Source organism: Sphingobium sp. V4, from assembly GCF_029590555.1.
Taxonomy (GTDB): domain Bacteria; phylum Pseudomonadota; class Alphaproteobacteria; order Sphingomonadales; family Sphingomonadaceae; genus Sphingobium.
On sequence record NZ_CP081001.1, the window covers coordinates 1424963 to 1437105 of the forward strand.

Here is a 12143-nt window from a genome sequence, read left to right on the forward strand (position 1 = left end):
ACTCCATAATTACATTCCGCGTCCGTGGTACTGCATAAGGCGCTTCCCACGGGACTCACTGAAACGGAGCGGCGGAAAGCTCCAGCAAAGGCCGGTTGACAGGCGCGGCTTCCACCCCACCGGCTTCCGCGCGGCGGCGGAATTCTGCCGCCATTGCCTGGTGCATCTTGCGCGCCGAAACGTCGTCCGTGCTCCTCGCGAGTTGTTCGTGCATACGCGCCCGCTCCAGGCATTCTGCGGAGGTAATATCATTCACCATGACGCACTCCTGCTGTTTCGCGAGTACTCCGTCGCGTGCCACCCGCAGAAAACGCGCGGATTTTAACGCTTCCACCGCCGAATGGAAATGGAATCTTCACCGATGCGGCAAACGGCGCGATCACGGCCAATCCTAGCACAGCCAGTTGAGCCTGGGTTGGGCGACATGGTTCTTCAGTTCGCGCCGCGTATCGGCATCAACCTCTTTCAGGGCGACTTCATAACCCCATAGATTGGCGAGGTTTTGCAAAACCAGGACGGCGTCACCGGGATCGAGCACCACCCCGTCCAGCACCGAATGCTCCAGCATCAGTCTGCGGTCGCCAGCCAGATCGACATCGACGACCTGAATGTCCGGTTCTTGTCGCCCGATATCATATTCGCGCGCCAAAGCCCGCCGGATCCGTCGGTAGCCGCGTTCGTCATGAATTGCGTCGACCCGCAATTCCGACTCGCCCGTCCGATCGACAATGCTGAACAGCCGCCAGTGTCGGATCAGGCGGGGGCTGAGAAATTGGGAGACGAAGCTTTCGTCCCGATAATTGGCCCATATATCCTTCAGCACCTCGACCGGATCGCCGTATCCGGCAATCGTGCCAAACCATTCACGATCTTCCTCTGTCGGTTCCCGGCAGATCCGGTCGATATCCGACATGATGCCGAAGCCCAGCGCATAGGGGTTGAAGCCGCCGAAGTGGCCGGAATCATAGGTAGGTTGATAGACGACATTGGTATGCGACTGGAGAAATTCCATGAAGGCGCCGTCGGTGAGCAGGCCACGCTCATGCAGCGTCGTCATGATGCGATAATGGGTATAGGTCGCCGCCCCCTCATTCATCGCCTTGGTCTGGCGCTGGGGATAGAAATATTGGGCGATCAGGCGGACGATACGCAGCACTTCACGCTGCCAGCTCTCCAGCCGGGGCGCCGTCTTTTCCAGGAAATAGAGGATATTTTCCTGGGGCAGACCGAGCGCGGCGCGGCGTGCGTCGCTGGGCACCGCGTCGGCGCGAGCGCCGACGGGCACAGTGCGCCACAAATCGTCATAGATGCGGTCGCGATAAGCCTGCCGCTCAGCCTCCCGCGCGGCCTCGCTCTTGAGGTCACGGGGACGGACGCGGGGATAGCGATGAACGCCCTGGTTCATCAGTGCATGGGCCGCGTCCAGCACACGCTCCACCGCCAACTGGCCATAACGTTCCTCGCACTGGGCGATGTAGCGCTTCGCGAATTCCAGATAATCGAGAATCCCTTCCGCATCGGTCCATTGCCGGAAGACATAATTATTCTTGAAGAAATGATTATGCCCAAAGGCAGCATGGGCTATCACCAGCGTCTGCATGGTCGCACTATTTTCCTGCATCAGATAGTTGATGCAGGGATTGCTGTTTATGACCAGTTCATAGGCCAACCCCCGCTGTCCCTTTCGATACAGCATTTCATTGGTCACGAACTGTTTGCCGAAGGACCAATGTTTGTAGAAGAGCGGCATACCGATCGACGAATAGGCGTCCAGCATCTGTTCCGCGCTGATGATTTCTATCTGGTTGGGATAGATATCCAGCTTCATTTCCTTGAGCGCGATCGGCTCGATCGCATCATGGATACGGTTGATAAGAGCAAAATCCCAATCGCTGCCCGTGAACAGCGGGGCATCCGCCTGCCTCGCCTTCATCCGCTTTTCTCCGCCATGCCCCTGCGCTGGAACAGTTCGCGGAAGACTGGATAGATTTCCCGCCGATGATGCACCTTGCGCATCACGAAATGGCGATGCGCTTCACTGACCGGTGCATAGGCCTGCCACAGGCCGGTGGTGGTGCCGATCATGTCGACATCGGCAAACTCCTCGCGCCCGACCTCCAGATAAGCGACATATTGCGACATGGGCAGGATGTCGTCCTGCATCAGGTTCACCACTCGGCCATTGTCCGACTGCATCGTATCGCCGTCCGAAGCCTGCGCCACATAGATGTTCCAGTCGTCGGGCCGATAGCGTTCCTTGATCACTTCCAGCAGCTTCTCAAGCGCGCTCGATACCAGCGTCCCGCCCGTCACCGTGCTGTAGAAAAAGGTCTGCTCATCGACCTCCGCCGCCCGGTCGGTGTGATGGATGAACACCACTTCAACATGCTCATAGCAGCGTGACAGGAACAGATGGAGCAGCGCGAAGAACCGCTTGGCGAGATCCTTCATATGCTCGGTCATGGAGCCGGACACGTCCATCAGGCAGAACATCACCGCCTGCGCAACGGGCTTGGGCACCGTTTCGAAGCGGCGGTAGCGCAGGTCGACCGGGTCAATATAGGCGATCAGGTTGCGCCGACGGATGATATGTGCCCGCTCCTCACGCAGCGCTTCCAATCTTGCGGCACCGTCGGGTGTGGGCGGACTCTGGCGCTCGATCTCGGCGATCTCGTCCTCGATCCGCCGCAGCTCGCCGCCACTCGGCCGGCGCAGCGCCAGCCGACGCGACAGCGCCTTTTGCATGGTGCGCGGCACGGACAGGTTGGACGGATTGCCTGCGGTCGAATAGCCCGCGCGCCTGATCCCGTCGACTGCGCCCCCGATCAGCCTACGCTTCGCCAGGTCGGGCAACTCCAGATCATCGAGGAAAAGGTCTAGAAATTCCTCGCGGCTGAGCACGAACCGGAAATCATCTTCCCCCTCGCCCTGCCCCGCCTGCGATCCCGCTCCCCCACCGCCGCCGGGGCGCTTGATCCTGTCGCCCTCCATATAGTCGCGATTGCCAGGCAGTACGCGCTCGCGATTGCCGCCCTGCGCTGCGCGGTGCAATGTGGGTTCATGGATGGCGTCCCGCTGGATCGAAATCTGGCCCTGCTTGTCCAGATCCTTGATGCTGCGATCCTTCAGGCTGTCACGCACCGCCTGCTGCACATAGGCCTTCGCCCGACGCACGAAGCGTTGCCTGTTGACCAGGCTTTTGCCCCCCGGATTCAAACGTCTGTCGACTATGTGCATGGCACCGCCGGTTTGTCTTCGAGGAAGCCTGGCTCCGTCATCCCGCCTGCTTGACGCGGATATACCATTCGACCAGGCGCCTGACCTGCCGTTCGGTATAACCCCGCTCGATCATGCGGGCGACGAATTCATCATGCTTGGTCGCCGTCTCGCCGTCCTTCTTCGATCCGAAACTGATGACCGGCAACAGATCCTCGACCTGGCTGAACATCCGCTTCTCGATGACTTCGCGGATTTTTTCATAGCTGGTCCAGCTGGGATTGCGCCCGTCATTGCTGGCCCGCATCCGGAGTGCGAACTTCACCACCTCGTTTCGAAAATCCTTTGGGTTGGCGATCCCCGCCGGCTTTTCGGTCTTGGACAATTCCTGGTTGATGACCTCCCGGTCCAGCAACTGGCCGGTATCGGGATCCTTGAAATCCAGATCCTCGATCCATGCGTCGGCATAGGCGACATAGCGGTCGAACAGGTTCTGGCCATAGTCGTTGTAGGATTCCAGATAGGCCTTCTGGATCTCGTTGCCGATGAACTCGGCATAGCGCGGGGCCAATTCGCCCTTGATGAACTCCAGATAGCGGGCCTCGACGTCGGCGGGGAATTGTTCCTGCCGCACCATGCCTTCCAGCACATACATCAAGTGAACAGGATCGGCCGCAATCTCGTTGCTGTCATGGTTGAAGGTTGCCGACAGCGCCTTGAAGGCGAAACGGGTGGAAGTGCCCGACATCCCTTCGTCCACGCCGGCCGCGTCCTTATACTCCTGGAGGCTTTTCGCTCGCGGATCGATCTCCCGCAGCATTTCGCCGTCATAGACGCGCATCTTTGAGTAGAGGTTGCTATTCTCATGCTCGCGCAGCCGGGTCAGCACCGAAAAGCGGGCCAGCATATCGAGCGTTCCTGGCGCGCAGGGCGCCTTGCTGAGGTCGGATTCCCGCAGCAGCTTCTCGTAGACCTGCCGTTCCTCGCTTGCTTGCAGGGAATAGGGCACCTTGATCACGTAGATGCGGTCAATAAAGGCTTCGTTATTCTTGTTGTTCTTGAAATTGGCCCATTCGGATTCATTGCTGTGGGCCATGACGATGCCGTTGAAGGGAATGGCGCCGATATTTTCCGTACCGATATAATTGCCCTCCTGCGTCGCGGTCAGCAACGGGTGGAGCATCTTTATGGGCGCCTTGAACATCTCGACGAATTCCAGCATCCCCTGGTTCGCCCGGTTGAGGCCGCCCGAATAGCTGTAGGCGTCGGGATCATTCTGCGAGAGCATTTCCAACTTGCGGATATCGACCTTGCCGACCAGCGAACTGATATCCTGGTTATTCTCGTCTCCCGGCTCGGTCTTGGCGATGGCGATCTGCCGCATCCGTGAGGGCATCATCCGCACCACCGAAAAGCGCGTCAGGTCGCCGGCATATTCGTCCAACCGCTTGCGGCACCAGGGACTGATCATTCCCGTCAGGCGACGGCGGGGAATCGCATAATTTTGCTCTATGACGTCGCCATGGGTTTCGGCGTCGAACAGCGCCAGCGGACTTTCGAAGATCGGGCTGACCTCGTCCCCGGCCTTCAGCACATAGATGGGATGGACTTCCATCAGTGCCTTCAAACGCTCGGCCAGCGAGGATTTGCCGCCGCCAACCGGGCCGAGCAGATAGAGGATCTGCTTGCGTTCCTCCAGCCCTTGGCTCGCATGACGCAGGAAGCTGACGATATGTTCGATCGTCCCCTCCATGCCGTAGAAATTGGCGAAGCTGCGATAACGACGGATCGTCCGGTTCATGAATATCCGGCCGAGCCGCTGGTCGCGGGAGGTATCGATGATGTCCGGCTCGCCGATCGCCGCCAGCAAGCGTTCAGGAGCGGATGCGTGCATCAGCGGATCGCTACGGCATCCCAGCAGATAATCCTCGATGGACATTTCGGCTTGCCGTCGATCGTCGAACTTTGTCGCGAAGCTCGAAAACAGTTCATTTTTCGTCACAGGCGACTCCCGCCACATGCGCCACTATGTTGAATATAATACGAAAGCGGGGGCAAAAACAGCCCGTACAAGATGGCAATCGAAAAATGGTCAACATTGACAAGGACGCGCTAAATTCCTCGCAAAATCCGCGATGACATCCATTTTCAATTATGATTGACTTCCCACTTCTGGGAAATTTCAAATATCGGCAGGACGAATTACGACGCCGACACACAAGCCTGGTGCGCCGATATACTGCCACGGCGATGAACGATCGCCTCCAAAAGGCATAATGTCACCACTTGCCCTCGCAGGGAAGAGGCTTCCATCCGTTCAACTAGTCCGACGATCGCGATTCAGGCGTGCGCCCGAAGCCTGCCGTCCGAAACCCTGCCGAAGATCAAAAGCCGGCCGGGAAGAGGTGATTGCCCTGGTCGTCCAGACGCAGCACCACCTTGCCCGCCACTGCGGTCATCGGCAGGTCGCCATAGAGGTGAGGAAAGAGTGCTCCGCCGCGCGATTCTTCCCACCGGATGGCGTCGCCGAAAGCGGCGAGGTCGACCATCAGCATGACCAGCCGATCCTGCCCCGCAAAATGCTTGGCGACGGTCTCTGCCGCCTGCTCGCGCGTCGACATATGGATATAACCATCGGTCAGGTCGATCGGCGCCCCTTTGAAGACGCCGTCGGCCCTGAACTGGTCAAATTGCTCGGCGGTCAGGACCTTGTAGGCGAAGAGGTCGCTCACGCTTCAGTGGCTTCCGGTTCGCCATCCTCGTCGCTTTCCTCGATCTTGGCCGCGCTCACCACATGCTCGTTATCGGCGACGTTGAACAGGCGGACACCGGCCGAATTGCGGCCAATGACCCGCAAGCTGTCGAGTCCCATGCGGATGAGCTTCGCCTGATCCGTGACCAGCATCAGTTGGTCCGCCTGGGTCGCCGGGAAGCTGGCGACTACCAGGCCGTTGCGGCCGATATTGTCGATATTGGTGATACCCTGACCACCGCGTCCCGTGCGCCGATAGTCGTAGGCGGAGGACAGTTTTCCATAGCCATTGGCGCAGACGGTCAGGATGAACTGTTCCTTGCCTTGCAATTCGGCGAAACGTTCCTCGCTCATCTGCGGCGTGCCTTCCTTCTCCGGCTTCCATGGAGCGAAGCGGAGATAATCGTCGCGTTCTTCCTGCGACGCGCCCGCGCGGTGCAGGACCGAGAGCGAGATCACCTCGTCATCACCCTTGAGCGTCATGCCGCGCACGCCTGTCGAGGTGCGGCTCTGGAATTCGCGAACGTCGGTTGCCTGGAAACGGATCGCCTTGCCCTGGCGCGTGGCGAGAAGGACGTCATCCTCCTCCGTGAGCAGCGCGACGCCGATCAGGCGGTCGGTACTCTCATCATCGAAGCGCATGGCGATCTTGCCGTTCGAGGGGATGTTCGCGAAGGCATCCATGCTGTTGCGGCGAACCGTGCCGTTCGCGGTCGCGAACATGACGTGCAGATCCTTCCAGCTTTCCTCATCCTCGGGCAGCGGCAGGACCGTCTGGATAGTCTCGCCGGGACCGAGCGGAAGCAGGTTGACCATTGGTCGGCCGCGTGTCGCCGGGCCGCCTTCGGGCAGGCGCCATACCTTCATGCGGTACACTTTGCCCGCAGTCGAGAAGAACAGCACCGGCGTATGGGTCGATGTCACGAAGAGTTCGGTGACGGCGTCCTCATCCTTGGTCGCCATGCCGGAACGCCCCTTGCCGCCGCGCGCCTGGGCGCGGAAGCTTTCGAGCGGCGTGCGCTTGATATAGCCCTGCACCGTGACGGTGACGACCATCTCCTCGCGCTCGATCAGATCCTCGTCCTCGATTCCGTCGGCAGCGGCCGTGATCTCGGACAGGCGCGGTGTTGCGAACTCGCGCTCGATCGCCTCGAACTCCTCGCGCATCACGGCATAGAGCTTCACCCGGTCGCCAAGGATAGCGAGATATTCCGCAATGGCTTCGGCCAGTTCGGCCAGTTCCTTGCCGATTTCATCACGGCCCAGCGCCGTGAGGCGATGGAGGCGCAAATCAAGGATGGCGCGAACCTGAATGTCGGACAGCTTGTAGACGTCGCCATGGACATCTGTTTCGACCGCTTCGACCAGGCGCAGATAGGGCGCGATCTCGCCGATCGGCCATTCGCGCGCCAGCAGCTTTTCACGCGCTTCGGCCGGACTGGACGAGCCGCGAATGATCTTCACCATCTCGTCGAGATTGCTGACCGCGACAACGAGGCCGAGCAGGATATGAGCGCGGTCCCGCGCCTTGTTCAGCTCATATTTGGTCCGGCGAGTGATGACTTCTTCGCGGAACCTGACGAAGGCTTCGATGATCTCCCGCAGGCCCAGCAGTTCCGGACGACCGCCGCGAATGGCCAGCATGTTAGCCGGGAAGCTCGACTGGGCCGGCGTATTGCGCCACAACTGGTTCAGCACCACATCCGGCGTCGCGTCGCGCTTCAGGTCCATGACGATCCGGACGCCTTCACGGCTCGATTCGTCGCGGATGTCGCTGATGCCTTCGATCCGCTTGTCCTTTGCGGCTTCGGCGATCTTTTCGACCAGGCCGCTCTTGCCGACCTGATAGGGGATGGCCGTCAGCACGATCGAGCGGCGGTCGCCACGCCCTTCCTCGACCTCGTGGCGCGCGCGCATCATGATGGAGCCGCGCCCGGTATGATAGGCGCTGCGCGCGCCCGACTGCCCGAGAATCAGCGGCGCGGTCGGGAAGTCCGGCCCGGGGACGATCTGGATCAGTTCGTCTGTGGAAATGGCGGGATTGTCGATATAGGCCAGGCAGGCCCGCAGCACTTCGCCCAGATTATGCGGGGGGATGTTGGTCGCCATGCCGACCGCGATGCCGCCCGCGCCATTGACCAGCAGGTTCGGGAAGCGTGCGGGCAGAACCTGCGGCTCATTTTCCGAGGCATCGTAATTAGGCTGGAAATCGACCGTGTCCTTGTCGAGATCCTCCAGCAGGGCGCCGGCCACCTTGGCCAGGCGCGCTTCGGTGTAGCGCATTGCCGCTGGCGGATCGGGGTCCATCGAGCCGAAATTGCCCTGGCCGTCGATCAGCGGCACGCGCATCGACCAGTCCTGGGTCATGCGCGCCAACGCATCGTAGATGGAGCTGTCGCCATGCGGGTGATATTTACCCATCACCTCACCGACCAGACGGGCGGACTTGCGATAGGGACGATTGTAGACGAAGCCCGATTCCTGGGCCGAGAAGAGAATTCTGCGATGGACCGGCTTGAGGCCGTCGCGCACGTCCGGCAGGGCGCGGGCGACGATGACCGACATGGCGTAATCGAGATAGCTGGTCTTCATCTCCTCGACGATGGAGATGGGACTGATGTCCGAAGGGTCGGCGAGGACAGTCTCGTCGGTCAAAGCGATTCTCTTTTTTCAGGATGATGATGTGCTGCCCGATCCCTAGCCCAGCGAAACAAATCTGTCACCCCTCGCGCGCGCTCGCGCGCCTGCGCGCGCAGCCTAGGCAGTATGTGCCCGCTCATGGCCGCTAACGGAACGAAGGCGACGCATAACGGTTGCAAATCGTGCCGATTTAGGCTTGTTCAATGCCCATTCACGCGTCGCCCCCTAATCGGCGCTTAACCCCGAAAGGTCGCCTGAGTCCCCTGTCAGGCACGCAAAGGAGATGAGGATCATGCGTTTTGTTACCCCGGTGGCGCTCGCGCTGGCTCTGGCGCTGACGGGCGGCGCCGTTTCGGCACCCGCCTTTGCCGCGAAGAAGGAAGAGAAGAAGGCTGGACCGAAGCTCAACGTCTCCCCCGACGTGATCAAGGCTTTGCAGGCGGCGCAGAAGGCAGCGGAAGCGCAGGATTTCGCGGGTGCAAAGGCCGCGCTGGCCGAAGCCGACAGCAAGGCGCAGTCGAACGACGACAAATATCAGATCGGCGCGATCAAGCTGAACACCTCGATCGCGGCTAAGGATAATGCCCTTCAAGGCGAGGCGCTGGCCCAGATGCTCGACAGCGGCCTGACGCCGCCGGAACAGGCGGGCCAGTTCAATGCGGTCGCTGCCGATCAGGCCTTGGGCGCGAAAAATTATGACCTCGCCATCCAGCGGGCCGAGGCGGCTCTGGCCGCCGGATACAAGCCTGCCGCGGTGAATCCGACGCTTGCCCAGGCCTATTTCGGCAAAGCGGGGACGGCCAACGCTTCGGCTGAACCGGCACGCGGCTTCAACCAGAAAGGGCTTGCCGCGCTCAAGGCTGCTGCGGATGCCGCGAAGGCTTCGGGGCAGCCCGTGCCGGCGCAATGGTACCAGATTGGCGTGGGCCGCGCCGAAGCGGCGAAGCTGCCGGAAGTGACGGAATGGGCGAAGATGGCCTATCAGGCCGAGCCGAGCGGGCAGAATCTCCGCACGCTCGTCCGCCTCTTCCAGCGCGCCAATCCCGCGATTTCCAACCGCGAAAATCTGGACGTGCTTCGCCTGCTGGGGGCTTCCGACGGGCTGGTGATCGCGGCCGACTACACCGAATATGCTGAGATGGCGTCGAAGACCGGCATCTACGGCGAAGTGAAGTCGATCATCGACAAGGGCCGTTCGAAGGGCGTGCTGAGCGCCAGCGCGGGCGCCGATGTCTACCAGACCGCCGTGCCCAAGATCGCCGGCGACAAGGGTTCTCTCGGTTCTGCCGAAGCCGACGCGAAAAAGGCGGCTAACGGCAAGATCGCGGCGGCCACTGCGGATGCGTATCTCGGCTATGGCGACTATGCCAAGGCGGCGGCGCTGTTCGAACTGGCCAAGCAGAAGGGCGGCGTCGATGCGGATGAGGTGAATACCCGCCTTGGCATCGCCAAGATGATGGGGGGCGACACGACCGGTGCGAAGGCAGCGTTCCAGTCGGTCCAGGCCGGATCGCGCAAGCAGATCGCCGACCTTTGGCTGGCCTATCTGGGCACCAAGGGCGCCTGATCCTGCCACGCGCTGCCGCCTCCACGGCGGCAGCGCCGCGCTGTATGTTGCAATGATGCCGGCAGGTTCCGGTCTGGATATGGGGGAGGCCAGGACGGCCATGCGTGTATCGACGGTTATTTCGTGCGGCCTGTCCGTGGCGGCGGCGGTAATGCTCGCTGGCACGCCTGCTCTGGCTAAGAAGAAGCTGGTGGTCGCCGGCCCGCCAATCACGATGTCGGACGCGTTTCGTGCCAATGTGCAGTCCGCCGAAGCGGCGCTCAAGGCAAGGGATGTGACGACGGCGGCGACGCATATCAACGCTCTGATGCCGACGACCGATTTCGAGGCCTATGCCGCAGCCGGCCTTCGCTATCAGCTTGCGGTGCAGCGGCGGGACGTGCAGGCCCAGCGGATCGCGCTGACCGATCTGTTCAAGACGACCGCCGTTCCCCGGACAGATGCTCCCCGCTTGCGCTACATCGCGGGCTACCTTTCCTATGTCGTGGGCAATTATGATGATGCCCTGGCCCAACTCGATTACGCCAAGACGCTTGGCTATGACGGCGTGGATGCGACGATGCTGAGGGCGGACATCGCCATGCGGCGCAACAAGCCGAAGGACGCCCGTCCCTATTTGCAGGCAGCCATCGTGCAGAAGCGCGCTTCTGGCGAACCCGTTCCGCTCCCCTGGATCGACCGCAGCATCGCCATGGCCTATCAGGCCGGGGACTGGGCCGAAGTCAGCCAGCTATACCGCGAGCGGCTCGCGCGATCGTCCAGTCCGGAGGACTGGCGGTCGGCACTGACCAACTATCTGTCCGTCGGCAGCCTGGAGTCCCAGGCCCAGCTTGATCTCTACCGGTTGCAGGCGGCCAATGGGGCGATGGCGAGCGAGCGCGACTATCAGAACTATGCCCAGTTGGCGGAAAAGGCCGGCTATTATGCTGAAGCCAAGGCCATCATCGAGTCCGGGCGCAAGGCCGGCAAGCTGACCCCGACTCAGGCGGTCACGAGCCAGTTGCTCAAGAGCGTGACCCCCAAGGCCACCAAGGAAATTGCGGGCTTGCCCGCACTGGCGAAGAAAGCAGCCTCCGCATCGACCGGCAAGGATGCGCTGGCGCTGGGGGACAGCTACGTGTCGCTGGGTCAATTTCCGCAGGCGGTCGAGCAATATCGCCTGGCCTTGACCAAAGGTGGCGTCGATGCCGGACGGGTCAATGCCCGGCTCGGCATGGCGCTGGCACGATCAGGCGACCTGGCGAGCGCCCAGACCGCACTCAGTCAAGCTGGCAATGGCGACTGGGGGAATGTTGCAGGATTCTGGTCGGTCTGGATCGACCAGCAAAGCAAAAAGGCGGCATAAATCCGCCTTTAACCTTCCGCTGCCGGCTCAAACCGGCAGCGGCACGCCCGGCAGATTCTTTGACGTGCGGATGGTGAGCGACGTCTTCACGCTCACGACATTGGGGGCCGGCGTCAGCTTGGACGTCAGGAACTGCTGGAAGCTTTGCAGATCCTTGGCCACCACCTTGAGAATGAAGTCGATTTCACCGTTCAGCATGTGACATTCGCGGACTTCCGGGAGGCCGGCGACATGATCCTGGAACGCCTTGAGATCGGCTTCCGCCTGGCTCTTCAGACTGACCATGGCAAAGACTGTGATGGTGTAGCCCAGCATCGCCGGGTCGACCACGGCATGATAGGAGGTAATGGCCCCAGCCTCCTCCAATGCGCGCACGCGGCGCAGGCACGGAGGCGCCGTCAGGCCCACTTTCCGGGCCAGTTCCACATTGGTCATTCGTCCGTCCTGCTGCAACTCTCCAAGGATCTGCAGGTCGATGTCGTCGATATTCGGCCCGGCCATTATTCCGATTATTTCCTGTCCTGTTTGAGAGGCTCATCATAATAATGTTTCAGGACAATGCAATTGTCCCACTATGCGACGTTGCGTTTCTGTCGCGACACCGACTCTCTTTCCCTTTTCGT

The 12143-nt window shown here is 61.0% G+C and carries 9 protein-coding genes; 2 read left to right on the forward strand and 7 right to left on the reverse strand.

The window, feature by feature from the left end; all coding sequences use genetic code 11:
* Positions 1-55 precede the first annotated feature (55 nt).
* The 6 genes from K3M67_RS07250 to gyrA all read right to left on the reverse strand — a co-directional run bounded on the left by K3M67_RS07250 (position 56) and on the right by gyrA (position 8623).
* Positions 56-259, reverse strand: coding sequence for a hypothetical protein (locus K3M67_RS07250; protein WP_066859509.1), 204 nt, complete (start codon positions 257-259; stop codon positions 56-58).
* Between the two features lie 132 nt (positions 260-391).
* The gene (locus K3M67_RS07255) at positions 392-1933 is read right to left on the reverse strand and encodes a SpoVR family protein (RefSeq protein WP_285832788.1); all 1542 of its coding nucleotides are present in this window, start codon (positions 1931-1933) and stop codon (positions 392-394) included.
* On the reverse strand, positions 1930-3237 hold the full coding sequence (locus K3M67_RS07260) for a YeaH/YhbH family protein (RefSeq protein WP_066859393.1): 1308 nt from the start codon (positions 3235-3237) through the stop codon (positions 1930-1932). Before K3M67_RS07260 ends, K3M67_RS07255 begins: the two co-directional genes overlap by 4 nt.
* 37 nt (positions 3238-3274) lie before the next feature.
* A complete protein-coding gene (locus K3M67_RS07265; RefSeq protein ID WP_285832789.1) occupies positions 3275-5218 on the reverse strand; it encodes a PrkA family serine protein kinase in 1944 nt (647 codons plus the stop codon).
* A gap of 382 nt (positions 5219-5600) precedes the next feature.
* Positions 5601-5948, reverse strand: a complete 348-nt coding sequence (locus K3M67_RS07270) for a DUF952 domain-containing protein (RefSeq protein ID WP_066859391.1) — start codon at positions 5946-5948, stop codon at positions 5601-5603.
* A complete protein-coding gene (gyrA, locus tag K3M67_RS07275; protein WP_066859390.1) occupies positions 5945-8623 on the reverse strand; it encodes a DNA gyrase subunit A in 2679 nt (892 codons plus the stop codon). Before gyrA ends, K3M67_RS07270 begins: the two co-directional genes overlap by 4 nt.
* A gap of 277 nt (positions 8624-8900) precedes the next feature.
* Between gyrA and K3M67_RS07280 the strand changes: the two genes are divergently transcribed.
* Positions 8901-10175 (forward strand): hypothetical protein, encoded by a 1275-nt coding sequence (locus K3M67_RS07280; RefSeq protein WP_066859389.1) that lies wholly within the window; start codon positions 8901-8903, stop codon positions 10173-10175.
* 100 nt (positions 10176-10275) lie between these two features.
* Positions 10276-11520, forward strand: a complete 1245-nt coding sequence (locus K3M67_RS07285; protein ID WP_285832790.1) for a tetratricopeptide repeat protein — start codon at positions 10276-10278, stop codon at positions 11518-11520.
* 27 nt (positions 11521-11547) lie between these two features.
* On the opposite strand, the gene K3M67_RS07290 is transcribed toward K3M67_RS07285, so the two are convergent.
* Entirely contained in the window at positions 11548-12021 is a 474-nt protein-coding gene (locus K3M67_RS07290) for an Lrp/AsnC family transcriptional regulator (protein WP_066859388.1), read from the reverse strand.
* Between the last annotated feature and the right edge of the window lie 122 nt (positions 12022-12143).